18 protein-coding genes are annotated in these 24964 nt (G+C 73.2%); 14 read left to right on the top strand and 4 right to left on the bottom strand.

Annotated elements, in window-relative coordinates; all coding sequences use genetic code 11:
* Nucleotides 1-12 precede the first annotated feature (12 nt).
* Both GA0070558_RS18340 and GA0070558_RS18335 read left to right on the top strand, forming a co-directional pair.
* Nucleotides 13-708, top strand: coding sequence for a FadR/GntR family transcriptional regulator (locus tag GA0070558_RS18340; protein WP_091281663.1), 696 nt, complete (start codon nt 13-15; stop codon nt 706-708).
* A gap of 181 nt (nt 709-889) precedes the next feature.
* Entirely contained in the window at nt 890-3301 is a 2412-nt protein-coding gene (locus tag GA0070558_RS18335) for a ricin-type beta-trefoil lectin domain protein (protein WP_256092006.1), read from the top strand.
* Nucleotides 3302-3366: 65 nt separating this feature from the next.
* On the opposite strand, the gene GA0070558_RS18330 is transcribed toward GA0070558_RS18335, so the two are convergent.
* Nucleotides 3367-4134: a FadR/GntR family transcriptional regulator gene (locus tag GA0070558_RS18330; RefSeq protein WP_091281656.1), complete on the bottom strand. Its 768-nt coding sequence runs from the start codon at nt 4132-4134 to the stop codon at nt 3367-3369.
* 153 nt (nt 4135-4287) lie between these two features.
* Here GA0070558_RS18330 and GA0070558_RS18325 point away from each other — a divergent pair, with 153 nt between their 5' ends.
* Genes GA0070558_RS18325 through GA0070558_RS18305 form a run of 5 tightly spaced genes read left to right on the top strand, consistent with a single transcriptional unit; the run spans nt 4288 to nt 10911 of the window.
* On the top strand, nt 4288-5556 hold the full coding sequence (locus tag GA0070558_RS18325; RefSeq protein WP_091281653.1) for an ABC transporter substrate-binding protein: 1269 nt from the start codon (nt 4288-4290) through the stop codon (nt 5554-5556).
* A 21-nt stretch (nt 5557-5577) separates the two neighbouring features.
* Entirely contained in the window at nt 5578-6537 is a 960-nt protein-coding gene (locus tag GA0070558_RS18320; protein ID WP_256092005.1) for a carbohydrate ABC transporter permease, read from the top strand.
* Nucleotides 6537-7364 carry a carbohydrate ABC transporter permease gene (locus GA0070558_RS18315; protein ID WP_091281650.1) on the top strand — a complete coding sequence of 276 codons (828 nt, stop codon included), beginning with the start codon at nt 6537-6539 and terminating at the stop codon, nt 7362-7364. Before GA0070558_RS18320 ends, GA0070558_RS18315 begins: the two co-directional genes overlap by 1 nt.
* 1 nt (nt 7365) lies before the next feature.
* Nucleotides 7366-8604 carry a mandelate racemase/muconate lactonizing enzyme family protein gene (locus GA0070558_RS18310; RefSeq protein ID WP_091281646.1) on the top strand — a complete coding sequence of 413 codons (1239 nt, stop codon included), beginning with the start codon at nt 7366-7368 and terminating at the stop codon, nt 8602-8604.
* 36 nt (nt 8605-8640) lie between these two features.
* Nucleotides 8641-10911 (top strand): RICIN domain-containing protein, encoded by a 2271-nt coding sequence (locus GA0070558_RS18305; protein ID WP_091281642.1) that lies wholly within the window; start codon nt 8641-8643, stop codon nt 10909-10911.
* Between the two features lie 64 nt (nt 10912-10975).
* On the opposite strand, the gene GA0070558_RS18300 is transcribed toward GA0070558_RS18305, so the two are convergent.
* A complete protein-coding gene (locus GA0070558_RS18300; RefSeq protein WP_218107021.1) occupies nt 10976-11560 on the bottom strand; it encodes a TetR/AcrR family transcriptional regulator in 585 nt (194 codons plus the stop codon).
* A 65-nt stretch (nt 11561-11625) separates the two neighbouring features.
* Here GA0070558_RS18300 and GA0070558_RS18295 point away from each other — a divergent pair, with 65 nt between their 5' ends.
* Nucleotides 11626-12528, top strand: coding sequence for an oxidoreductase (locus tag GA0070558_RS18295; RefSeq protein ID WP_091281632.1), 903 nt, complete (start codon nt 11626-11628; stop codon nt 12526-12528).
* Between the two features lie 171 nt (nt 12529-12699).
* Nucleotides 12700-13713: a LacI family DNA-binding transcriptional regulator gene (locus GA0070558_RS18290; protein WP_077937404.1), complete on the top strand. Its 1014-nt coding sequence runs from the start codon at nt 12700-12702 to the stop codon at nt 13711-13713.
* 9 nt (nt 13714-13722) lie between these two features.
* Here the strand turns inward: GA0070558_RS18290 and GA0070558_RS18285 are convergent, their stop codons facing one another.
* The gene (locus GA0070558_RS18285) at nt 13723-15435 is read right to left on the bottom strand and encodes an amylo-alpha-1,6-glucosidase (protein ID WP_091281629.1); all 1713 of its coding nucleotides are present in this window, start codon (nt 15433-15435) and stop codon (nt 13723-13725) included.
* Nucleotides 15436-15693: 258 nt separating this feature from the next.
* Here GA0070558_RS18285 and GA0070558_RS18280 point away from each other — a divergent pair, with 258 nt between their 5' ends.
* Complete coding sequence (locus GA0070558_RS18280; protein WP_091281623.1) at nt 15694-17529, top strand: RICIN domain-containing protein; 1836 nt, start codon at nt 15694-15696, stop codon at nt 17527-17529.
* Between the two features lie 42 nt (nt 17530-17571).
* Nucleotides 17572-19140: an arabinofuranosidase catalytic domain-containing protein gene (locus GA0070558_RS18275; protein ID WP_218107020.1), complete on the top strand. Its 1569-nt coding sequence runs from the start codon at nt 17572-17574 to the stop codon at nt 19138-19140.
* Between the two features lie 53 nt (nt 19141-19193).
* Here the strand turns inward: GA0070558_RS18275 and GA0070558_RS32875 are convergent, their stop codons facing one another.
* Complete coding sequence (locus tag GA0070558_RS32875; RefSeq protein WP_141722241.1) at nt 19194-20615, bottom strand: helix-turn-helix transcriptional regulator; 1422 nt, start codon at nt 20613-20615, stop codon at nt 19194-19196.
* A gap of 121 nt (nt 20616-20736) precedes the next feature.
* Between GA0070558_RS32875 and GA0070558_RS32870 the strand changes: the two genes are divergently transcribed.
* The 3 genes from GA0070558_RS32870 to GA0070558_RS18260 are packed head-to-tail and all read left to right on the top strand — an operon-like array spanning nt 20737 to nt 24898.
* A complete protein-coding gene (locus GA0070558_RS32870; RefSeq protein ID WP_141722240.1) occupies nt 20737-21750 on the top strand; it encodes an ATP-grasp domain-containing protein in 1014 nt (337 codons plus the stop codon).
* Nucleotides 21747-22739 carry a TIGR04500 family putative peptide maturation system protein gene (locus tag GA0070558_RS32865; RefSeq protein ID WP_141722239.1) on the top strand — a complete coding sequence of 331 codons (993 nt, stop codon included), beginning with the start codon at nt 21747-21749 and terminating at the stop codon, nt 22737-22739. The genes GA0070558_RS32870 and GA0070558_RS32865 overlap by 4 nt, the downstream gene beginning before the upstream one ends.
* Nucleotides 22697-24898, top strand: a complete 2202-nt coding sequence (locus GA0070558_RS18260; RefSeq protein ID WP_176734260.1) for a peptidase domain-containing ABC transporter — start codon at nt 22697-22699, stop codon at nt 24896-24898. The genes GA0070558_RS32865 and GA0070558_RS18260 overlap by 43 nt, the downstream gene beginning before the upstream one ends.
* The last annotated feature ends 66 nt before the right edge of the window (nt 24899-24964 follow it).

The raw sequence follows: 24964 nt of genomic DNA, 5'->3' as shown, positions 1-24964 counted from the left end.
GAGGGGGCCGGGGTGGCACTGACCGACGACGCGATCGCGAAGATCCGGAGCATGATCCAGAGCGGCGAGCTGCCGCCGGGCGCGCGGCTGCCACCGGAGCCGCAGCTGGCCGCGCAGATGGGGCTGTCGCGCAGCGGGGTGCGGGAGGCGGTGAAGGTGCTCGAGTCCGCCCGGGTGCTCGACGTGCGGCGGGGCGACGGGACGTACGTCACCAGCCTCGCCCCCCGGCTGCTGCTGGAGGGCCTGGGTGTCGCGGTGGAGTTGCTGCGCGACGACACCCTGCTGGAGGTGATGGAGGTGCGCCGGATGCTGGAGCCGGTGGCGACCGGCCTGGCGGCGCTGCGGATGACCGACGCGGATCTCGCCGAGCTGAGCCGGATCCTGGAGGAGATGCGGGCGGCGGCCGACGACGCCGAGAAGCTGATCCGGTTCGACACCGCCTTCCACCACACCGTCGTCGCCGCGACCGGCAACGAGACCCTCACCTCGCTGCTGGACGGGCTGTCCAGCCGTACGGTGCGGGCGCGGGTGTGGCGCGGGTTGATCGAGGGCAACTCGGCGCACCAGACGATCGACGAGCATCACGCGATCTACCTCGCGCTGCGGGCGCGCGACCAGTTGCTCGCCCAGGCCAGCGCGCTGATGCACGTCAACACCTCCGAGGCGTGGCTGCGTCGGGTGCTCGCCGTCGGGCCGGCGGACGCCTAGCCGGGGTGGGTTGACCCGCGCCGCCGCGACAGCTATAACGTATGACGACTGATAAGTCGAAGTTCGTCTATGGATAGGCGCGACCGGATCCTCCCTGATGCCGCACCGCACCACCACCACACGTGGGCCGGTCCCAGCGGGGTGGCAAGGCCGGGCCATGTTCCCGGGGAGGCCCCGACCCATGTCAGGAACCAGGCGGCTACTCCGCCGCCCATCGACCCTCGCGCTCCTGGTCGTCGGCGCTCTGCTGGCCGTCGGCGGCGCGGTGGGCGGGCTCGCCGCGCCGGCCCAGGCCGCCACCTCGATCACGATCAACGGGGCGTCGGGCGGCAAGACGTTCGACGGCCTCGGCGCGGTCAGCGGCGGCGGCGGCAACAGCCGGCTGCTGATCGACTACCCGGAGCCCCAGCGCGGCCAGATCCTCGACTACCTCTTCAAGCCCAACTACGGCGCCTCGTTGCAGATCCTCAAGGTGGAGATCGGCGGCGACACCAACTCCACCAGCGGGTCCGAGCCGAGCCACTCCCACTTCCGCGGCGACCTCGACTGCAACCGCGGCTACGAGTGGTGGATCATGGAGCAGGCCAAGCTCCGCAACCCGAACATCACGCTCGTCGGGCTGGCCTGGGGCGCGCCGGGCTGGATCGGCAACGGCACCTTCATGTCCCAGGACTCGATCGACTACCACCTGTCCTGGCTGGGCTGCGCCAAGCAGCACAACCTGACCATCGACTACCTCACCGCCGCCCAGAACGAGCGGTTGTACGACGCCAACTGGACCATCAACCTGCGTACCGCGCTCAACAACAACGGCTACGCCGGCGTGAAGCTCATCTTCGGCGACGACTACCCGGGCAGCTGGAACCCGGCCAACGTGGCCGTCAACAACGCGGCGCTGCGCAACGCGATCGACGTCATCGGCGGCCACTACCCGTGCGGCTACCTGGCCGCGCAGACCACCTGCACCGTGTCGGCCAACGCCACCGCCACCGGCGAGACCCTGTGGAACAGCGAGGGCGGCTCGCAGGACTACAACGACGGCGCCAAGCCACTGGCGCGTGGCATCAACCGGGGATACATCGACGGGAAGATGACCGCGTACATCAACTGGAACCTGATCGGCGCGACCACCACGAACATCCCCTGGGCCACCGTCGGGCTGATGCTGGCCAACCAGCCCTGGTCCGGCTGGTACGCCGTCGGCAAGAACTCCTGGACGCTCGCCCACACCACCCAGTTCACCGCCCCGGGCTGGAAGTATCTCGACTCGTCCAGCGGCTTCATCGGCGGCGTGCGCAACAACGGCAGCTACGTCTCGCTGAAGTCGCCGAACAACACCGACTACACCACGGTCGTCGAGACCATGGACGCGACCGCCGCGCAGACGCTGAACCTCAGCGTCACCGGCGGGCTCTCCACCGGCTCCGTGCGCGTCTGGTCGACCAACCTGAACTCCACCAACACCGCCGACCACTTCGTCCGCGGCGCCGACATCACCCCGTCCGGCGGGAACTACTCGCTGACCGTGCAGCCCGGCCACCTCTACACGATCACCACCACGACCGGCGGCGGGAAGGGCACCGCGACCAGCCCCCCGCAGGGCCAGCTGAGCCTGCCCTACAGCGACAACTTCGACAGCTACCCCGCCGGCAAGCTGGCCCGGTACCTCCAGGACAACCAGGGCGCGTTCGAGACCGCCACCTGCGGCGGCGGCCGTGCCGGCAGGTGCCTGCGCCAGTCGTCGCCGATGGCGCCGATCACCTGGAAGACCCTGGCCGACCCCAGCACGTACGGCGGCAACCTGAACTGGAACAACTACACGGTCTCGGCCGACGTGCTGCTGGAGAAGGCCGGCTACGTCCAGCTGGAGGGCCGGGTCGGCAGCCAGAACCTGGACCCGGTCAGCGCCCAGAACGCGTACTTCCTGCGGGTCACCGACGCCGGCGCCTGGTCGATCCTGCGCAACAACACCAGCAACCAGCTCACCACCCTGCGCAGCGGCACCGTCGCCGCGCTCGGCACCAACCGCTGGCACAGCCTCGCGCTGGGCTTCTCCGGCAGCACCATCACCGCCACCGTCGACGGGGTCACCGTGGGCACGGCCACCGACTCGTCCTTCGGCGCGGGCCTGGTCGGCTTCGGCACCAGCCAGGGCCAGACCGCCCAGTTCGACAACCTCAGCGTCGTCCCGGGCGTGGGCGGCGGCACGCAGGTCTCGCTGCGCAACGCCAACGCCGGCCGGTGCCTGGACGTCCCGTCGCAGTCGCAGACGAACGGCACCCAGCTGACGCTGTGGGACTGCAACGGCGGGCCCAACCAGCAGTGGACGCAGACCGCCGGCAAGCAGCTCCAGGTGTACGGCACGAAGTGCCTCGACGCCGAGGGCGCGGGAACCTCGTCGGGCACCAGGGTGATCATCTGGGACTGCACCGGCGGCACCAACCAGCAGTGGAACCTCAACACGGACGGCACGATCACCGGGGTGCAGTCCGGGCTGTGCCTGTCCCCGACCGGCGGCGGCACCGCCAACGGCACGCAGGTGGTCATCTCGACCTGCACCGGCGGCAACAGCCAGAAGTGGACGCGGAGCTGACCGCTGCCCGAGCCTGTCCGGGAGGGGCCGCCCCAGGGTGGTCCCTCCCGGGAGCGGCGCGCCCGTCAGCGCACCAGCCGTGCGGTGTCCGGCCCGCTGCGGCGGACGAGCCACGCCTCGGTGATGTGGGTGAACATGGCCTGGGCGGCGCCGTCGGGGTCGTGGGCCGCGATGCGTTCGTAGATGCGCCGGTGCCCCCGGTTGGACGCCACGCAGAGCGCGCGCTTGGTGCGACCCATGTACCGGGCGGTGTTCACGACCTGGCTCTCCAGGGCCCGCACCACGCCACGGGCGATGCGGTTCCCCGACGCCTGCATGATCACGTCGTGGAACGCGCGGTCGTGCTCGTGGTACGTGACGTGGTCGTCGACCAGCTCGTCCATCCGGTCGACCAGGGCGCGCAGCCGGTCGACGGTCTCCTCGTCGGCCAGGCGGGCGGCGACGTTGGCCATGTCGGACTCCAGCACCCGGCGGGTGACGACCAGGTCGTCGAGGATCGCCAGGCTGTCGTCCTCGGCGATGGTCGCCGCGAGGACGAGTTCGTCGAGCATGTCCCAGGTCGACGGCGGGGTGACGATGGTGCCGCTGCCCTGGCGGACCTGCACCAGCCCCTTCTCCTGGAGGATCTTCACCGCCTCCCGGACGACCGTTCGGCTCACGGAGAACGCCCCGCACAGCGCCGGCTCGGGAGGCAGGGGAGTCCCCGGGGGGTGCACCCCGCGGACGATGCGCTCCACCAGTTCCGCGGTGACCGCCGTGGCGAGGTTGGCGGGTCGCCGCGCCCACGCCGAGGGGCCCGAGGTGCTCGGGGTGGTCTCCTGTGCTGCCGTCATGTCCCCTCCAGTGCCCCCGCGGGCGGCGGTCGTGCGCCGTCGGGAAATTCTACGCCCCAGTGTTGACGTCATACGTCATACGAGTTACCTTCTCGTCAATTCTTGCATCGACGGCCGGCTCTCCGGCACTCGCACAGTCGAAGGTGAGCAGCGATGAAGCAGCGAACAGTGTGGCCAGCCATCCTCGTCGCGGCACTGGTGCTGGGTGGCTGCGGCAGCGCCTCGGGGACGCGCTCCTCGCCCGGCGGCTCCGCCGCCAAACTGGTGGTCTGGGACTGGAAGTCCGGCGAGGCCACCGCCGCGCAGTACATCGAGAAGGCGAAGGCGGACTTCGCCAGGAAGCACCCCGGCGTGACCGTCGAGTTCGTGGCCCAGCCACACGACCAGTACTACACGCTGCTCGGCACGGCGATCCAGTCGGGCAAGGGGCCCGACGTCATCCTGTTCAACGGCGGCGGACAGATCCGCGACCGGGCGGACGCGCTCCTGCCGCTGGACGAGTACGTGGCCGAGGACCGGCAGCGGCTGGCCGGCTGGGACGCGTTCACCAAGGACGGCAAGACCTACGCCGGCCCGGTGACCCTTCAGGGCCACCCGATCTACTACAACCGGGCGCTCTACGAGAAGGCCGGCCTCGACCCGGCGAAGCCGGCCGCCACGTGGCCCGAGTTCGTCGCCAACTGCGCCGCCATCACGAAGCAGACCGGCACGAAGTGCTTCGCCCTCGGCAACAAGGAGGGCATCGGCATCCAGTTCTTCCTCTCGGCCTTCGGATCGGGCGTGCTCACCCCGCAGGAGTACGACGCCTGGATCGCCGGCAAGCGGGACTGGACCTCGCCCCACGTCAAGCGGATCTTCGCGCTGTGGAAGGAGACCCAGGACGCGAAGCTCAACAGCGACGGGCCGAACTCGACGGCGATGTTCAACGACGCCTTCGCGATCTTCCAGTCCGCCAAGGCCTCCCACGTCATCGGCCTGATGTCGGACATCGGGCACTGGAAGGACTTCGGCGAGTTCCTCCCGGCCGACAAGATCGGCGTGATGCGCGCACCGGTGGTCGTCCCCGGGGCCACCCCGAGCCTGCCGTTCGACGGCGGCATCGGGTACGGGGTCGCCAAGTGGACCAGGGACCCGAAGCTGGCCGCCGACCTGGTGCGGTCGTTGACCTCGACCGACGCCCTGACGGCCTTCCACGAGCAGGCGGGCGCCATCGCCGCCGACACGACGATCGACGTGTCGAAGGGCGGCCCGGCCGTGACCACGATCGTCACCGATCTCGCCAGCGGCAAGCCCGCCCTGCACGTGGCCCTCTCCTCGCGCACCCTGGACCTGATGGGCCGGGTCTCCCAGAAGCTGCTGAGCGGCTCGATCACCGTCGACGAGGCCGTGCGGCAGTTGGCGGCCTCGGACCAGGCCGGTTGACCCGTGCCGAGTGGAGAACCGTTGACGTCGGTCCGTCCGGTGGTGGCCGGGCGGACCGACCGGGCGCGACACCAGCGGCCGGCGCCGCCGGGCGCCACGGCCCGGCGTGGCCGTGGCGCCCGGCGGAGCGAACGCCTCGCCCCCTACGTCCTGCTGGCCCCGGCCGTGCTGATCATCGTGCTGCTGCGGCTGTGGCCGCTGCTGCTCGGGGTCAACTTCTCCTTCACCGGGGACGGCGACCGCGACGGGACGATGGTCGGTCTCGACAACTACCGGGAGTTGCTGGCCGACCCGCTGTTCCGGGGCGCGCTGCGCAACGTCGGGCTGCTCGTGCTGCTGCTGCCGGTGGCGGTGGCGATTCCCGGCCTGCTCGCGACCTTCATCTACCTGCGCGTGCCGGGGCACCGCTTCTACCGCAGCGTCTACTTCTTCCCGGCGGTGCTCTCCCCGGTCATCGTCGGCGCCATCTTCAACCTCCTGCTCGCCTTCGACGGCCCGCTCAACACCGTGCTCGGCGGCGTCGGCATCGGGCCCACGGACTGGCTCGGCGACCCCGACGTGGCGATGTTCGTGGTGGTCGGGGTGCACGTCTGGGCGACCTTCGGCATGGCGCTGGTGGTGTTCCTCGCCGGGTTCGCCACCCTGGACGCCACACTGCTGGACGCCGCCCGGGTGGACGGCGCGTCGCTGCCCCAGACCATCCGGCACGTGATCGTCCCCAGCCTCTCCCGCACCATCCAGTTCGTCTTCGTGACCACCATGATCGGGATGCTGACCTCCATGTTCGGCCTGCTCTACGTGATGACCAGCGGCGGCCCGGAGGGCTCGACCTACCTGCCCGAGTACTACATCTGGATCCAGCAGGGACAGATGAACCGGCCGGCGCTCGCCTCGGCCGCCTCGACGGTGCTGTTCGGCGTCATGCTCGTGGTGGGGCTGCTGCAGATCAGCCTGCTCCGGCGGGGGGTGCGGGAGGCGTGATGTCCCGCGTCCGGCCGAGCAGGTGGCTGCTCGCCCTCCCGATGGCCCTCCTGGCGCTGGCGACGATCTATCCGCTGGTCTTCACCGCCAACGTGGCGATGAAGACCCGCCGCGAGTACGTCCTCGACCGCTTCTCGCTGGCCGACGCCCTGCGCGGGGAGAACATCGCCACCGCGTGGAACACCGTCGACATGGGCCGTTACCTGGCCAACTCGGTCGGCACGGTGACGGCCTCGGTGGTCCTGCTGCTGTTGTTCGGTTCCATGGCCGGCTTCGCGCTGAGCCAACTGCGCTTCCGGGGCTCGTCGGTGCTGTTCCTGGGCTGCCTCGCGGCGCTCTTCGTCCCGTTCCAGGTGATCATGGTGCCGCTGAACCGGATCATGGCCGACGCCGGGCTCGTCGACACCTATCCCGGCCTCGTCCTCGCCTACGTCGCGCAGTTCCTCCCCTTCACGATCTTCCTGATGACCAGCTACTACCGGACCATCCCGACGGAGATCGTCGACGCGGCCCGCATCGACGGCAACAGCGTCTACGGCGTCTACCGGCGGATCATGCTGCCCCTGGGCGCCCCGGCGCTGCTGTCGGTCGGCATCCTCAACGCCCTGTTCTGCTGGAACGACGTGCTGATCGCGCTGCTGCTGATGCCCTCGGCCGAGCACCGCACCCTCATGGTCGGGGTGACCTCGCTGCGCGGGCAGTACTCCGCCGACATTCCCAGTTTCGCCTCCGGGGTGCTGATCGCCGCGATCCCCGTCCTGGTGGTCTACCTCTTCCTCCAGCGTCAGATCGCCGACGGCGTCGCCGCCGGCTCCACGAAGGGCTGACATGCGGATCACCGGATACCGGACCCTCACGACCAGCCAGGAATGGGGACGCCCCGTCGGGGACGCCAACGGCGTCTTCGCCGACGGCGTCACCGCCGTGCCGATCGTCCTGGTGGAGACCGACGAGGGCATCACCGGCGTCGGCCTCGGCCCGCACGGGGACATCGAGAACATCTTCGCCGCGCTGCACGGCGAGGATCCCCGCGCCGTGACCAGCCTGTACGACCGGATGCTGCGGCAGACGTTCAAGGCGGGCCACGCCGGCTCGGTGTTCGGGACCATCGGCGCGCTCGACACCGCCCTGTGGGACATCAAGGCGCAGGCGGCCGGGCAACCGCTCTGGCGGCTGCTGGGCGGCCGCGACCGGCGGGTCCCCGCCTACGCGTCCGGTCTGGACATCGGGCTCGGCGACGACGAACTGGTCGCGGCGTACGAGGACTACGCCCGGCACGGCCTGCGGGCCGCCAAGCTCAAGGGCGGCCTCGACATCGAGCGGGACCGCGACCGCCTGCACCTGGTGCGGGACGTGTTGACCGACGCCGCGCACGGGCAGCGGCCCGGCCTGATGCTCGACGTGAACGAGGCGTGGACCCGCAAGCAGGCCGTCCGGCACGTCTGCGAGCTCGAACGCACCCTGGACCTCGTCTGGATCGAGGAGCCCGTGCGCCGGTGGGACGCTGAGGGCCTCGCCGCCGTCGGCCAGGGCATCCGCGCCTCGGTCGCGACCGGCGAGAACCTCACCGGCCTCGAACAGTACCGTCCGCTGCTCGCCGCCGCGGCGGTCGACGTCGTCCAGGCGGCCGCGGTGTGGGGCGTCACCCACTTCCTGCGGGTGTCGGCCCTGGCGCACGCCTTCGACCTGCCGGTCAGCCCGATCGGCAATAGCCCCATCGGGCTGCTGCACGCCGCCACGTCGGTGCCGAACCACCTGGTCAGCGAGCTGCAGGACCTGCACGCCCCGGTCGGGGTCAGCCTCGACCTGCACGTCTCCGACGGCGCGTTCGTCCTCGGCGACTCGCCGGGCCTGGGCGTCACGGTCGCCGAGGAGAAGATCCGCCCGCCCCACCGCCGCCCGCAGGCCCCGGCCGCCGACGGCCCCAACGTCCGGCCGGAACGGGCCGGGCGACGCCTGCTGGCGGTGGCCGACCACGCCCACGCCACGGCGCGACCGCACGCCACCGTCCGGCCCGGCGCGCCCGCACACACCCACGACGGCGCCTCGCCCGCCGTCCGGCCCTGACCCCGGCCGCCACCCCACCACGATAGGAGCCCGCCCGTGCCCGTCCCGTCATCCCCCAGCAGGCGTCGGCCGGTGCTGGCCGGCGTCGCCGCGGCGACGCTCGCCGCCGCGGCCGCCGTGTTCGCCGCGGCGACACCCGCCCTCGCGGCCACCACCACCCTCTACGCGTCCCCCGCCGGCAGCGGCACCGCGTGCTCGGCCAGCCAGCCGTGTTCCCTGACCGAGGCGCAGAACGCCGTCCGCTCCCGCACCGCGTCGATGTCCGGCGACATCGTCGTCGAGCTGGCCGACGGCGTGTACCGGCTCGCCGCGCCGCTGCGGATGACCGCCGCGGACTCCGGCACCAACGGCTACACCGTGACGTGGCGGGCCGCCGCGTCCGCCCGCCCCGTCGTGAGCGGCGCCCGGGCGGTCACCGGCTGGTCGCTGGTCGACTCGGGCAGGAACATCTGGCGGGCCAGCGTCCCCGCCGGGCTCGACAGCCGGCAGCTCTACGTCAACGGCGCCGTCGCCACCCGTGCGCGCACCGCCGTGAACCGGGCCGACTTCACCTTCACCACCACCGGCCTGCGGTTCAGCAACAGCGCGCTCAACTACCTCAACAACCTGGGCAACCAGAACCGGGTCGAGGTGGAGAGCGTGGGCTCGTTCACCGACCGGTACTCCCCGGTGCAGAGCATCAGCGGCAACGTCCTGACCATGCAGCAGCCGGCCTGGAACAACAACACGTTCGGCTTCGACACCCTCTCCAAGCCGCACCGGGCCGGCCCGTTCTACCTGGCCAACGCGTACGAGTTCCTCGACACGCCGGGGGAGTGGTACCTCAACCCGGGCAGCGGGCAGCTCAACTACATCCCGCTGGCCGGGCAGAGCATGAGCAGCGTCAGCGTCGAGCTGCCGCAGCTGCAGTCCCTGGTGAACGTCGGTGGCACCTACGACGCCCCCGCGCACCACATCTCGTTCAGCGGGATCACCTTCACCGGCACCAGCTGGCTCGGCCCCAGCAGCAGCAACGGCTTCGCCGACCAGCAGACCGGCGCCCACATCACCGGCACCTGGGCCCGCCCGGCCGACGCCCTGACCTCCTGCCAGGAGGGCTGCCCGCAGTTCGAGGCCACCCGTCCGCACTGGAACCAGATGCCCGCCGCCGTGCAGGTGTCCGCCGCGAACACCATCACCTTCAGCGACTCCCAGTTCGTCAACCTCGGGCAGACCGCCATCGGCATCGGCAACGACGCCAACGCCCACGCCAGCGGGGTCGGCCTCGGCACCAGCAACATCACCGTCACCCGCTCCGAGATCGCCCGCAACTCGGCCGGCGGCATCGTGGTCGGCGGCGTGCGCGCCGACGCCCACCACCCCGCCGACCAGCGGATGGTCAACCGGAACGTCACCATCAGCAACAACCGGGTGCACGACCTGGGCCTGGAGTACCGGGGCGTCGTGTCGATCCTGACCACCTACGTCAGCACCTCGCTGGTCTCCCACAACGAGGTCTACAACATGCCGTACACCGGCCTGTCGGTCGGCTACGGCTGGGGCGCCAACGACGCCGGCGGCAGCGACCACTACGCCAACCGCGGGCTGTACAACTACCAGCCGCGCTACACGACGGCCACCACCGCCTCCAACACCCAGGTCATCGGCAACTACGTGCACGACGTCATGCAGCAGATGACCGACGGCGGGTGCATCTGCACCCTGTCGGCGAACCCGGGCGCGACCATCAACGAGAACTACTGCCTGCGCACCAACGGCTGGTTCGGGCTCTACTTCGACGAGGGGTCCCGCTACTACACCGCCCGCACCAACGTGTTCTCCAGCACCGGCACCTGGGCCACCGCCAACTACTGGTACGCCGAGAACATGGGCAACTTCACCGTCACCAACAACTGGTCGACCAACAACAGCACCAACGTGACCAACGGCGACCGGGGCAACGTCGTCAACAACAACACGGTCGTCAGCAACAACAACTGGCCCTCGGGTGCGCAGACCGTGATGGCCAACGCCGGTCCGCAGGGCGGCACCAACCCCTCGCCGCAGGGTGCGCAGATCGTCGGGGTGCAGTCGGGCCGGTGCGCCGAGGTCACCGGCTCCAGCACGACCAACGGCGCCCAGGCCCAGCTCTGGGACTGCGGCGGCCCGGCCAACCAGCAGTGGAACGTCAACGCCAACGGCACGATCACCGGGGTGCAGTCCGGGCTCTGCCTGGACGCCAACGGCGCCGGCACGGCCAACGGCACGAAGCTCATCCTCTGGGCGTGCAACGGTGGCGCCAACCAGCAGTGGAGCCTGCGGAGCTGAGCAACCGGCGCGTAGGGCCGGCCGTCGCCGGACCTGCGCGCCGCACGTCCGGGCCGGCCGCGGGCTAACGGCGGCGCGATCCCCGGATGAACTGGTCGACGGCGGTCTGCGCGATCCCGTCGAGCAGCTCCGGCGCCACCAGGTTGCCGTTGACCAGCATGGCGATGCCCTGCAACGTCGCGAACAGCACGATGCCCACGCGCTCCGGGTCGCCGGCCTCCAGCACGCCCTGCGCCTGCCCCTGCACGATCAGATCGTGCATCAGCCCGAACGGCGCGGCGGCGGCCTCGACGAGATGATCGGCTCCCGGGCGGTGCTTCCGGGTGAACATCAGCTCCAGCAGCGCGGCGTCCTCGGTGGCGAACCGCAGGTAGGCCGCCGCCATGGCATGCAGACGCGGCCCGAAGTCGCCCCCGGCGGCGGCGAGCGCCGCGCGGAGCTGCGTGTGCAGCCGGGCGAACCCGGTTTCGGCCAGCGCGTCGAGCAGCGCCTGACGGTCGGGGAAGTGCCGGCGCGGCGCGGCGTGACTGACGCCGACCGCACGGGCCAGCTCGCGCAGCGAGAGCTGCTCCGCGCCGTGCTGGCGCAGGCTGCGCTCGGCGGCGGCGAGCAACGTCGGGCGGAGGTTCCCATGGTGGTACGCGGGCACCGGGCCATGGTAGCCCGGCGATGTCGTCGTTGCCAACATTGTTGTCGCCGCATACATTGTTTCTCATGACAACATTCGCGTCCGCCCAGATCCCCGCCATGACCGGCCGCACCGTCGTCGTCACCGGCGCGAACAGCGGCATCGGCCGCACCGCCGCCCGCGCGCTCGCCGCCCGGGGCGCCCGCGTCGTGCTCGCCGTCCGCGACCCCGCCAAGGGCAGCGCCGCCGCCGCGACCATGACCGGCGACGTCGACGTACGCCGGCTCGACCTCGCCGACCTCGCCTCGGTCCGCGCGTTCGCCGAGGGCTGCACCGAGCCGGTCGACGTGCTGATCAACAATGCCGGCCTGATGGTGCCGCCGCTCGGCCGCACCGCCGACGGCTTCGAGCTCCAGTTCGGCACCAACCACCTCGGGCACTTCGCGCTCACCAACCTGCTGCTGCCGCGGATCCGCGGGCGGGTGGTCACCGTCTCCTCCACCGCGCACCGGGCGGGGACGATCGACTTCGACGACCTCAACTGGGAGCGCCGGCCCTACCGGGCGTTCCCCGCGTACGCGCAGTCGAAGCTCGCGAACCTGCTGTTCACCGCGGAGCTGCAGCGCCGCCTCACCGAGGCCGGCTCGCCGGTGCGCGCGACCGCGGCCCACCCCGGCCTCGCGGCCACGAACCTGCTCGGCCACCTCGACCACGACCGCTCCCTGCTGCACCGGCTCCAGACGGCGGTGACCAACCGGTTGGCGCAGAGCGACGAGGACGGCGCGCTGCCCACGCTCTACGCGGCGGTGGTCGACGTGCCGGGCGGCAGCTACGCCGGTCCGGGCGGCTTCCTTGAGGGGCGCGGTGCGCCGAAGCTCGTCGGCCGGTCGAAGGCCGCCCGGGACGGCGGGGTCGCCCGTCGCCTGTGGACGGTCTCCGAGGAGCTGACCGGCGTCACCTTCCCGCTGCCCGCGCAGCGCGTCCGGTAGCCGGCTCCCGACGGGCCGGCACGCCTCGCCCGCCCGGCCGTCCGGCCGGGCACCCGGCGTGACGGCCCGGACACTGTCGCGGCCCGGCCCGGGAACGGGGAGGGCTATGCTTCGGCGCGGAGCATGGCCCGTCCCCCGCGCCGGGGCGGGCGTCGAGTCGAGGGCGGTGTGATGAACATCGGGGAGATCGCCCGGCGGGCGGGGGTGTCCCGCAGCACCGTGTCGTACGTGCTGAGCGGGAAGCGGACCGTGTCGGAGGCGACCCGACAGCGGATCCAGGCGGTCATCGACGAGCTGGACTACCGGCCCAACGCCAGCGCCCGTGCGCTGAAGGAGGGGCGCACCCGCACCCTCGGGCTGGTGATCCCCCCGGCCAGCCAGCGGCTGACCGACATGCAGCTGGGCTTCGTCGCCAGCGTCGTCGAGGCGGCGGCCCGGCACGACCTGGACGTGCTGCTGTCCCCGTCCGGCGGCGACCACGACCGCTCGTTCGAGCGGATCGTCGCCGGGAGGCGGGTCGACGGCGTGGTCCTGATGGAGATCCGGCTGGCCGACGACCGGGTGACCCGGCTGGCCAAGGTGGGCCTGCCGTTCGTCACGATCGGCCGGACGGCCGAGCCGCACGGCATGAGCTGGATCGACGTCGACTACGCCGGGCTGATCGCCCGGTGCGTGCACCACCTGGCCGACCTGGGGCACCGGCACGTGGCCCTGGTGAACCGTTCCGCCGAACTGGTGGCCTCCGGCTACGGGCCCAGCCACCGGGCGCTGGCCGGCTTCCGGGCGGCGGTGGCGGAGCGGGGCCTGGTCGGCGTCGACGTCTGCTGCGGCGACGACGCCGCCTCCGGCGAGGCGTGCGTGGAGCAGTTGCTCGCGACGTACCCGCAGCTCACCGCGATGGCCACCATCAACGAGGCCGCGCTGCCCGGCGTGCAGCGCGCCCTGGCCGGCGCCGGGCTGGCCGTGCCGGGGGACTTCTCCGTCACCGGGGTCGCCGCCCAGCACTGGGCCGAGGACTTCTCCCCGCCGCTGACGGCCGCCGACGTGCCGATGGTCGACATGGGCACCGAGGCGGTGGCGTTGCTGCTGGAGATCATCGCCGCGCCCGACGCCGTGCCGCGCCACCGCCTCTACAGCCCGCCCGTCTCCCTGCGGTCCAGCACCGGCCCGGCCCGGCCGCGCTGACCGGGCCGGCTACCCGCCGGTGGCCCGCCGCTGCTCCTGGGCGGCGGCGAGGATGAGATAGCCGCTGGCGGTCCAGGTGTATGCGCGGTCCCGCAGCCCGGCGCCGGTTTCGGCGTCGAAGTTCTCCGCGAAGCCGGACTTCTCGCACAGGGCGAGGAAGCGCCGGCTGACCTCGTCGGCGAGCGCGGTGTGCCCGGCCCGGCGCAGCCCGTCCTCGACCAGCACCGTGGAGGGGGCCCAGATGGGGCCGCGCCAGTAGCCGTCGGCCAGGTAGTGGGCCGAGTCCGGCGGCTCGGTGGCCAGCCCGTGCGTGGTCAGGTGGGCCTCGACGCCCCGGGCCAGCGCGGCGGCGACCGGGGCGGGCAGGTCCGCGCCGAGCGTGACGGGCATCAGGTCGAGCAGGCTGCGGCTCGCCCGCCGCCGCCCCGTACGCGGGTCGCGGGCGGTGAAGCGCCCGCCGTCCCACAGGTCCCGCAGCATGGCCGCGCGGATCCGGTCGGCCTCGGCGGACCAGCGGCCGGCGGGCTCGCCCAGCTCGGTGGCGAGGTCGGCCAGGCAGCGCAGTTGGGACACCAGGAACGCGGCGAGGTCGGCCGTCTGCAGGACCCGGCCGCCGTCGAAGGTGGTGGCGTTGTCCCAGCCGCTGTCGTTGCCGTGCTGGTAGTGGGGCAGGTCCTGGCCGGGGGCCCGGCGCGCGTCCAGCCAGAACCCGGTCCAGCGGGCCAGCCGGTCGTACGTCTGGGCCAGCGCCGCCCGGTCCGGCGGCGCGGGGAGGCGGTGGCGCAGGTGCCGCAGGGCCCAGCCGTGGATGGGCGGCTTGACGTAGTTGTGCAGGACCTCGGAGTGGGTGACCGAGTCGGGCAGGGCCCCGGCCGCGTCCTGGTGGTCGAAGGGCAGCTGGAACTGGTGCCAGGCCAGCTCCGGCTCGCCGGCGGCCAGGGCGATGGCGTTGAAGCAGTGGTCCCAGCTCCACACCTTGTCCATCCAGTGCTTGGACATCAGGACGGCGGGCCGGGTGACGAAGCCCGCGGGGGCGACGGTGGCCGACCACAGCACGTACGCGGCCAGGTCGGCGGCCGGGGTGTCCGCGCCGCGCCACGGCGCGACCGCGTCGACGAAGGCGGCGAACTCGGCGCTGCGGTCGCGGCACAGCCGGTCGAAGTCGACGGGCGCGGCGTACGGCGGGCGCGCGGTCTCGTACTCCTCGATCGCCACCTCCCACGGCTGGTCGCCGGGGAGGTCGAGGAACCGGTCGGCGGTGCCGAGCGCCTCGGTGCCCGCGGTCTGCCGCAGCGCGCCGGAGAGCACGGTGACCCGGTAGCGGCGGCCGGTCTCGTACGAGGTGAACACATGCGAGCCGTCGAGCGGGTCGAGGTAGAGGTAGGTGCCGCTGAACGGGGTGAGGGTGGCCGCCGCCGCGGCGATCCGCAGCCCGAGCCCCCGGCCCCGCAGCCGCAGGGTGTCCGGCCCGGCGTAGCCAGCCTCGATCCGGCCGGTGCCGTCGCGCCAGGTCAGCAGCGTGGGGGTGGCGACGACCGTGGTGTCGGACCCGGCGGGGGTCAGGCGCAGCACGGCGTGCAGCCCGGTCTGGTGCGAGACCAGGTGCAGGTCGTCGGCGTACGTCTTCTCGGCGATCACCGGGGAGACGTCGAGCCAGGATCCGCGGTAGCTGAACGGGATGTCCTGGATGGGGAACTCCGGGCCGGACGGGGCGACGGTCATGGGCGGCGAGTGCCCTTTCTCTGAACGCTTCGCAGTCGGCGAACCGATTCGACGAACCGGTTCGGACGAAAATATGTCTGTCTATGGCCGGCGGTCAAGGGTCGCCGGGCGCGACGGATCTACCAGGTGGGAAACCGCGTCGTCACCGCCTTGTCACTTCATTGACATTGATCGACGTCTGGTCCTACGATCCCTGCGAATCGGTTCGCAAGCGCTGCCCTCCGGAGTGCGTCCCCACGCCCCACCAAGGAGCCGCCCGTGAAAACCCCGTCCCGCCGCAGGCCAGGAGGAGCCCGTGCGCTCGTCGCCCGCCTCGTGGTCGGCCTGCTCGCCGCCACCGCAGCCGTGACCGTCGCCGGATCCCCCGCCCGGGCCGCCGACGAGTCGATCACCGTCAACTTCGCCACGACCACCGGCACGCCGACCTACCGGGCGTCCGGCTGGATCTACGGCATGACCGAGAACGCCAGCGGACCGGCCGACCACTTCTACCGCGACGTCAAGTTCCAGTACATGCGCGCCGGCGGCGCGCAACTGCCCGGCAGCGGCTGGGTCGGCGGCAACTACGACCGTCGCTGGAACTCCACCCTCGCCCAGGCCCGCCGCACCGCCGCCCTCGGCGGCCAGTTCATCATCCTGCCGCACGACCTGTGGGGCGCCGACGGCGCCGGCATCTCCCGCTTCCCCGGCGACAACGGCAACTGGACCGACTACGACAACTTCCTCACCCGGCTCATCGGCGACGTCCGGGCGGCCGGGCTGACCGTCCAGTGGGACATCTGGAACGAACCCAACATCACCATCTTCTGGAACCGCCCGATCTCCCAGTACCTCGAACTGTGGCGGCGCACCTACCAGCGCCTGCGCTCGGAGTTCCCCAACCAGCTCATCGTCGGGCCGAGCTGCGCCTGCGTGCCGTCGACCAACCACGCCTTCTGGAACCAGTACCTGGACTTCGTCCGCTCGACCAACACCGTGCCGGACATCGTCAGCTGGCACTCGCTGCCGGGCGACCCGGTCGCCAACGTCGCCGCCGCCAACGCCACCCTCGACCCGCGCGGCATCGCCCACCCCCGGCCGTACCAGATCAACGAGTACGGCGCGACCGACGAGCAGAACCCGGCCGACGGCGCCTGGTACATCGCGCGCCTGGAACGGGCCCGTGCGGACGGCCTGCGGGCCAACTGGGCCGGCGGCGGCAACCTGCACAACGACCTGGGCAACCTGCTGGTCCGCAACTCGGCCGGCCAGCACCAGCCCAAGGGCGAGTGGTGGGCCTACCGCTACTACGCCTCGCAGACCGGGCAGGCCGTCTCGGTGACCGCCAGCCAGTCCTACGACGCGTACGCCACCAAGGCCACCGGCGCGGCGAAGGTCCTCGTCGGTGGCGGACGCACCACCGGCAACCTCACCGTCAACCTGCAACGGCTGGACACCACCAGCGGCATCGTGCAGAACAACCAGGTGCGCGTCCTCACGCAGCGCATCCCCCACAACGGCGGCGGCGCGGTGCAGGGGCCGGTCACGGTCTCGAACAGCGTGGTCAACGTGGCCAACAACAACATCGCCGTGACCCTGCCGTACGGCAACCAGACCGACACCTACACCGTCACCCTGCTGCCGCCCTCGGACGCCGGCTTCCAGTCGGTGGCGGTGGCCCAGCACTCCCAGCAGTGCCTGGACAACACGGGGCTGGGCGCCGCCGACGGCAACCCCCAGCAGCAGTACCACTGCGAGGGCGGGGACCAGCAACTGTGGAACTTCCGCCCGGTCGACGGCGTGGCCAACACCTACACCGTGGTCAACCAGGGCAGCGGCAAGTGCCTCGACGTCAGCGGGGCGTCCACCGCCGACGGCGCGGCCGTGCAGCAGTGGACCTGCCAGAACAGTCCCAGCCAGCAGTTCACCCTCCGCAGGGTGACCTACGCCGGCAACGACTCCCACGACTACCAGCTCGTCGCCCGGCACAGCGGCAAGTGCGTCGACGTCAACGGGGTCTCCACCGCCGCCCAGGCGCGGATCCTGCAGTGGACCTGCAAACCGGTCGGCCAGAGCAGCCCGCTGAACCAGACGTGGCGGATCTGGGGCCGGTAGCCGTCCCGCCTTCCCCCCACCACCGACAGAAGGAGTGACCCCGTGCGAACTCCGTCCCCCAGCGGGCCAGGACCGGCCCGCGAACCCGTACCGAGGCGGCGTCGCCCGCGCCGCCTCGGCGTCCTGGCCGGCGCGCTGCTCGGCCTCCTCGTCGTCGGCGCCGCCGCGCCCGCCGCCCTGTTCCCGGCCGCCGAGGCGGCGTCGGCGGTGGCCGCCATCGAGCCGGGGCAGAGCGCCCCGATCGTCGGCGTCCAGTCCGGCCGCTGCCTCGAGGTCCCCAACTCCAGCACGGCCAACGGCACCCAGACCCAACTGTGGGACTGCCAGGGCGGCGCCAACCAGACCTGGACCTGGACGTCGGGCCGGCAACTCACGGTGTACGGCAACAAGTGCCTCGACGCCTCCGGCCAGGGCACCGCCAACGGCACGGCGGCCATCATCTGGGACTGCAACGGCCAGGCCAACCAGCAGTGGAACGTCAACGCCAACGGCACCGTCACCGGGGCGCAGTCCGGGCTCTGCCTGGACGCCAACGGCGCCGGCACGGCCAACGGCACGAAGCTCATCCTCTGGGCGTGCAACGGCGGCGCCAACCAGCAGTGGACGTCGCCGACCGCCCCGCCGACGACCAGCCCGCCGCCGACCGGAGGGCGGCCCTGCGACATCTACGCCTCCGGCGGCACCCCGTGCGTGGCGGCGCACAGCACGACCCGGGCGCTCTACGCGGCGTACAACGGCAATCTCTACCAGGTGCGGCGCTCGTCGGACAACACGACCCGCAACATCGGCCTGTCGGGCGCGGGCGGCACCGCCAACGCGGCGACGCAGGACTCGTTCTGCGCCGGCACGACCTGCGTGATCACCGTCGTCTACGACCAGTCCGGGCGCGGCAACGACCTGTGGTACCAGGGGTCCAGCGTGGTGCCCGGCTCGCCGCAGAGCAAGCCGGCGGTCGCGACCTCGGAGTCGCTCACGGTGGGCGGCGCGAAGGCGTACTCGCTCTACATCAACCCCGGAAACAGCTACTGGCGCGACGGCCACCTGACCGGGGTGCCGACCGGCGCCGCGCCCGAGGGCATGTACATGGTGACCAGCGGCACCCACGTCAACAACGGCTGCTGCTTCGACTACGGCAACAGCGAGACGACGAGGAAGGCCGACGCCGCCGGGGCGATGGACGCCATCAACTTCGGCACCCAGTGCTGGTTCGGCGGCTGCTCCGGCACCGGCCCGTGGGTGCAGGCGGACCTCGAATGGGGGCTGTTCCCCGGCGGGAGCAGCTCCTGGAACCCCAACCAGCGGGCGTTCACCAGCAAGTTCGTCACCGCGACGCTGAAGAACAACGGCACGAGCCGCTTCGCGATCAAGGGCAGCAACGCCCAGTCGGGCGGCCTCTACACGCTCTGGGACGGCGCGCTCCCGTCGGGCTACAGCCCGATGAAGAAGCAGGGGGCCATCATCCTGGGCAGCGGCGGGGACTGCTGCAAGCCCGACGGCGGCGCGAACCTGAGCGCCGGCACCTTCTACGAGGGGGCGATGGTCGCCGGCTACCCGTCCGACGCGACGGAGAACGCGGTGCAGGCCAACGTGGTGGCCGCCGGCTACCGCTGACCCGCCGACGGGGCCCGGGAGACTCGACCGGGCCCCGTCGTGCCGGACCGGGCTCAGCCGGTCCGCGCCCGGCGGGCGGCCAGCTCGGTGCGGTTGCGCACCCCGAGCTTGCGGAAGATGTTGCCCAGGTGGAACTCGATCGTCTTGACCGAGACGAACAGGCGCTGCGCCGCCTCCCGGTTGCTGAGCCCGTCGGCGATCGCGGCGGCGACCCGGGCCTCGGCGTCGGTCAGCGCCGGCCGACCCGCCGCGACCGGGAACGCCGGCGCCGGCGGCGGGTCCGTGCCGGCCGGGCCCGCGCCGCCGGGCCCGGTGGTGGGCGGCCGGCCGCCGAGCAGCCGCAGGTCCTTGAGGACCAGGGCGAGCAGGCCGGCGGCACCGGCGCGGGCGTAGCCGGCGGACGCCTGCTCCAGCAGCCGGGCCGCCTCGCCGCGCCGCCCGGAGCGGCCGTGGTGCGCGCCGAGCAGCCAGGCGACGCGGGCCGCCAGCAGCCGCTCGATGGGGCGGGTCAGCCTCCCGAGCGCGGCCGTGAGCGCCGCCGCGGTCGCCGGCGAGTCCGGATCGAGGATCCAGGCCCGCCACGCCGGCAGCACCGGGCCGCCCGGCCAGGAGGCGGGCGGGTCGGCGACGTCGGCGAGCAGGGTGGCGGCCAGCCCGGGCCGGCCGGCCAGGGCGTGGTGGGTCGCCAGCTCCCAGCGGTGCTCGTGTTGCAGGCCGGCGGTCACGCCGGCGTCCGTGGCCACCACGAGTTCGAGCAGCCCCACCCACGCGTCGTGGTCGCCGCGCGCGAACGCCAGCGCGACCGTGCACTCGGGCAGATGCCGGGCGACCCAGGCCGAACCGACCCGCGCGGCCAGCTCCCGGGCCTGGTCGAGATGGTCCGCCGCCTCGTCCAGGTCGCCCCGCAGCGCGTCGCACTTGGCCAGCCACGAGGTCGCCTCGGCCTGCACGTCCAGGCTGTCGCAGAGCGCGGCGAGGCGCACCGCCTCCCGCAGCTCGGCCTGCCCCCGGACCAGGTTGCCGGCCCACGCGTCACCGGCGCCGATCAGCGCGAGCAGCCGGGCCCGGTCCAGCGGTGCCAGGTCGAGGGCGGCGACGAGCGGGGCGAAGCGCCGCGCCTCCTGCGGGCGCATCAGGGTCAGCGCGGCCGTCAGCGCGCACTCGACCAGCACCGGATCGTCGCCGAAGGCGTTCTGGTCGAAGATCCGCAGGGCCTTGTCGAGGTAGTCCGGCCCGTCGGCGAGGCCGGCCCGGGTCGCCGCGGTGCCCGCGAGCGTGCAGTGGATCAGCTCCGTCCGTGGCGAGCGGACCGCGTCGTGTGCCTTCCGCGCGCGGGCCAGGAACGGCAGCATCTGGTGGCTGTCGGCGGTGCGGGACAGCGCGACGAACGCCCGGAAGGCCAGCCGGGCGGCCCGGTCCGGGTCGGCGCTGTCGGCCGCCGACAGGAGACGCTCGGCCACGATCTCGGTAGACACGCCGGTGAGCGTAGAACCGGGGTCCAAGCCCGGGATTTCCCCGGTGTCCCCCCGGCCCCCGCCGGCAGACACTGCTTGCCACCCGCCGGCCCCCCCGGCGGCGACCTCGTCCGGAGCCTCCATGATCCTCATCCTGACCGCCCCCGACGACGTGCACGCCGACGCGGCCGAGGTGGAGCTGCGCCGCCGCGGCGAGACCTGGGTCCGCTTCGACCCGGCCGACGTGCCGGCCCGCGCGTCGCTGTCGGTCGCCGTCCGCGGCGGGCGGCTGACCCGTACCCTCGTGCGCCACCCCGACCCGTCCGACCCCGGCGCGGACCCCGCCGCCCGGCAGGTCGTCGACCTCGACGCGGTGACGGCCGTCTGGTTCCGCCGCCCCGGCAACCCGGTCGCCCCCGCCCACCTCGGCGACCCGTACGCGCGGTACGTGGCCGAGGAGAGCCGGCAGTTCGTCGGCGACGTCTGGGAGACCCTCGCCGAGGTGCCGACCCTGCCCGCGCCCCGCCCGGTGGTCCTGCGGGCCCAGCAGAAGGTCCGCCAGCTCCAGCTCGCGGTGCGCCTCGGCTTCGACGTGCCGGCCACCGTCGTCGGCAACGACCCGGCCGCCGTGCTCGACCTGTTCGGCCACACCGGCGGCCGGCTGATCGCCAAGCAGGTCGGCCTGACCGACATCGGCAACGAGCTGATGCGCTTCACCGAGCCCGTCACCCACCGCGACATCGGACACGTCGACGGGGTACGGCACTGCCCGTTCATCGCCCAGGCCCGCGTGCCCAAACAGGTGGAGCTGCGGGTCACCGTCGTCGGCGACCGGGTGTTCACCGCGGCCATCGACTCGCAGCGCTCCAACCACGCCCGCCACGACTGGCGGCGGCAGGACGGCCGCAACACCCCACTGAGCCCGTACGACCTGCCCGCCGACGTGGCGGCGCGCTGCGTGGCGCTGACCCGCGCGCTCGGCCTGTGCTACGGCGCCCTGGACCTGATCGTCACCCCCGACAGCCGGTACGTGTACATCGAGATCAATCCCAGCGGCCAGTACCTGTGGGTCGAGGAGGAGACCGGGCTGCCCATCACGGCAGCCGTGGTCGACCTGCTCACCGGGGTCGCGTCCACCACCGGAGCCGCCGCATGAGCACCCTGGACCCGGCCCTGCTCGACGAGGCCCTCACCCTGGCGCGGGAGCTGACCCGCACCCGGGCCAGCCTGCGCGACGGGCAGCACCGGCTCGCGTCCCTGCGACACCGCTGGCCGCAGGCCGACCCCGCGCTCGTGCGGGACGAGGAGAGCAGCGACGGCTCGGTCTCCTTCGACGTGCTGCTGCGCGAGCCCGCCGGCACGGTCTCCGTCGCGTACAGCCCGGCCCCGGCGCTGCCGTGGCCGCTGCGCGGGGCGATCCGGCACTCCGAACACCACCTCGTCCGGGTCGGCACCCGGACGCTGCTGGTGGGGGAGGCCCTGGCCGCGCTCGACTTCCTCTGGTACGACCACGACGTGCTCGCCCGGCTGGTCGACACCGGCGTGCTCGCCGCCGAGCTGGAACTGCACCCCGTGGCGGTCACCGACGACGAGCTGCAGGCGGCGGCCGACGCGTACCGCCGGGCGAAGGGCCTGCTCGACCCGGCGTCGACCGCGCGGTGGCTGGCGGAGCGGGGGTTGTCCGCCGCGGACTTCGCCGACCTGGTCGCCCACACGGTGGCGGTCGCCCGGCTGCGCGAGCGGGTGGTGGCCGACCGGCTGCCGGCCTGGTTCGCCCGGCACCGGTCGGACTTCGACACCCTCGTCGTCGCCTGGGCCGCCGACGCGGCGCTGCCCGCCGAACCGGAGGCGGCCCTCGCGGCGGTGGCCGGGGCGGTGCGCGCCGGCCGGGCCGCCGGGGTGCTGCGGACGGTCGCCACCGCGGCGGCCCCGGAGGTGCGCGCCGCCTGCGGGCCGGTGCCGACCGTCGTCGCCGGCACGCGGGTGACGGCCGTCGTGGTGGCCCGGGAGCCCGCCGAACTGGACGACGCCGTCCGGCCGCTGGTCGAGCGGGCCGTGTTCGACGGGTGGCTGGCCGACCGGCGGGCGGCCACGGACGTCGAGTGGTTCTGGCTGCCCCGGGACCGGACGGCGCGACCCCGGTGACCGGCCGGCGGCGGGTGCCCGTGGTGCTCCAGGTCGCCGCCACCGACTGCGGCCCCAGCGCGCTGGCCATGCTGCTGGCCGCGTCGGGCCGGACGGTGCCCGTGGCGAGACTGCGGGCCCACCTCGACGTCGGCCGCGACGGGCTGAGCCTGCGCGACCTGCGGGACGCGGCGCACGAGTTCGGGCTGCGCTGCCGGGCGATCGCGCTGCCGGCCCTGCGGCAGGACGCGACCCGTCTGCGGGAGCTGCCGCTGCCCCTGGTGGCGCACTGGAACGGCGACCACTACGTGGTGGTGGAAGGCGTCGGCCGGCGCGGCGTCGACGTCGTCGACCCGGCCGTCGGGCGGCGGCGGCTGACGCCCGCCCAGTTCTGCGCCGGCTCGACCGGGGTGGTGCTGCTGGCCGAGCCCGCCGGCCCCGCGCCGCCGGTCACCCCCACCCCAGGGCCGGTGCGGCAGCTGCTCGCGCCGGTGCTCCGCCGGCACACCGGGCTGCTCGCCGTGCTGGCGGCGGCGTCGCTGCTGATCACCGTGGCGGGGCTGGCCGTGCCGTGGGCGACGGCGGCCATCATCGACGCCGCGGCGCCCCCGCAGGCGTCGTGGCTCGCCGCCGTCGCCGTGCTCGCGGCGGTCACCGGCACGCTGTCGCTGGCGCGGGGCCTGGCCGTGACCGCCCTGCAACGCCGCATCGGCACCCGGCTCGGCATCGACACGGTGACCCGGCTCTTTGAGGTGGTCTACCGGTACTTCCAACGCCGCTCGGCCGGCGACCTGATCGACCGGGTGCGCGCGGTCGGCTCCGTGCGGGACCTGCTGGCGTCGTCGCTGGTGGCCACGGCGCTCGACGCGCTGCTGGTCGTCGGCTACCTGACCGTGGTGGCCGTGCTGGCCCCGCTGCTGGGCCTGGTGGCCGCCGGCGTCATCGCCGTGCAGGTCGGCACGGCGGCGTGGATCGGCAGCCGCGCCAGCGCCCTGCAACGGGAGGAGCTGCTGGCCTCGGGCGAGGAGGCGGCCCGGCTGACCGACGCGCTGCAGGGCATGGCGGCGATCCGGGTCGCCGGGGCGCAGCGGCGGGTGCTGCGGCGGTGGCAGGAGTCGTTCGACCGGGGCGTCGACGCGGCGTACCGGCTGGCCCGGCTCTCGGCGGCCGGGGAGGCGCTGCTCGCCGCGTGGTCGGTGGCCAGCCCGGTGCTCATGCTCCTGGTGGCGGCCCGGCTGGCCGACTCACCCGGGCGGGCGGCCGGGCTGGCCGCGCTCGCGGTCGCCGCGATCACCCCGGCGGTGGCGCTGGCGCAGCGGCTGCCGTCGTTCACGCTGCTGACGCCCACGGTGGACCGGCTGGCCGACATCGCCCAGGCACCCGTCGAACAGCCCGCCCCGGGGCGGCCCGCGCCCGCGCTGATCGGCCTGGTCACCCTCACCGGGGTGGGCTTCCGGTACGACCGGCGCTCCCCCTGGGCGCTGCGGGGGGTGACCGCCGTGTTCCGGCCGGGGGAGAAGGTCGCCGTGGTCGGCGGCTCGGGCAGCGGCAAGAGCACCCTGGTCGGCCTGCTGACCGGGCTGTACGCGCCGACGGAGGGCCAGATCCGGTTCGACGGCGTCGACCTGACCACGCTGGAGCTGGCCTCGGTGCGCCGGCAGATCGGCGTGGTGTTGCAGGAGACGTACGTCGGCGCGGGCACCCTGCGCGAGGCGCTGACCCTGTCCCGGCCCGACGCCTCCGACGCGGCGATCGCCCGCGCGATCCGGCTGGCCGCGCTGCACGACGACGTGGCGGCCCTGCCGATGGGGTTGCAGACCCGCCTCGGTGACGGCGGGGCCGGCCTGTCCGGCGGGCAACGGCAGCGGGTCGCGCTCGCCCGGGCCCTGCTGGCCGAACCTGCCCTGCTGATCCTGGACGAGGCGACGAGCGCGCTGGACACGGTGACCGAGGCGGCGGTCGAGGCCGGCCTGCGCGCGCTGCCCATGACCCGGGTGGTGATCGCGCACCGGCTCTCCACGGTCGCCGACGCCGACCTGGTGCTGGTCCTCGACGGGGGCCGGTTGGTGGAGTGCGGGCCGCCCGGGGTGCTGCTGGCCGCCGGTGGCGCGTTCGCCCGGCTGGCCGGCGCAACAACCGCTCCCGGCGTCGCCCGGGCCTGGTCCGGCACCGCTCCCTGACCGACCCCAGCGATCTTGTCGGTCGCTACTGTTAGCCTCCGTGCGTCGTCGATCATGACGGATTCC

It is taken from the genome of Micromonospora haikouensis, from assembly GCF_900091595.1.
In the GTDB taxonomy this organism is placed as follows: Bacteria; Actinomycetota; Actinomycetes; order Mycobacteriales; family Micromonosporaceae; genus Micromonospora; species Micromonospora haikouensis.
This window is presented reverse-complemented; position numbering and strand designations above follow the sequence as displayed.

Coding starts and splice junctions, on each gene's coding strand:
- GA0070558_RS18335 (WP_256092006.1), top strand. CDS start 890: ATGTCAGGAACCAGGCGGCTACTCCGCCGCCCATCGACCCTCGCGCTC.
- GA0070558_RS18330 (WP_091281656.1), bottom strand. CDS start 4,134: ATGACGGCAGCACAGGAGACCACCCCGAGCACCTCGGGCCCCTCGGCG.
- GA0070558_RS18325 (WP_091281653.1), top strand. CDS start 4,288: ATGAAGCAGCGAACAGTGTGGCCAGCCATCCTCGTCGCGGCACTGGTG.
- GA0070558_RS18315 (WP_091281650.1), top strand. CDS start 6,537: ATGTCCCGCGTCCGGCCGAGCAGGTGGCTGCTCGCCCTCCCGATGGCC.
- GA0070558_RS18310 (WP_091281646.1), top strand. CDS start 7,366: ATGCGGATCACCGGATACCGGACCCTCACGACCAGCCAGGAATGGGGA.
- GA0070558_RS18295 (WP_091281632.1), top strand. CDS start 11,626: ATGACAACATTCGCGTCCGCCCAGATCCCCGCCATGACCGGCCGCACC.
- GA0070558_RS18290 (WP_077937404.1), top strand. CDS start 12,700: ATGAACATCGGGGAGATCGCCCGGCGGGCGGGGGTGTCCCGCAGCACC.
- GA0070558_RS18285 (WP_091281629.1), bottom strand. CDS start 15,435: ATGACCGTCGCCCCGTCCGGCCCGGAGTTCCCCATCCAGGACATCCCG.
- GA0070558_RS32870 (WP_141722240.1), top strand. CDS start 20,737: ATGATCCTCATCCTGACCGCCCCCGACGACGTGCACGCCGACGCGGCC.
- GA0070558_RS32865 (WP_141722239.1), top strand. CDS start 21,747: ATGAGCACCCTGGACCCGGCCCTGCTCGACGAGGCCCTCACCCTGGCG.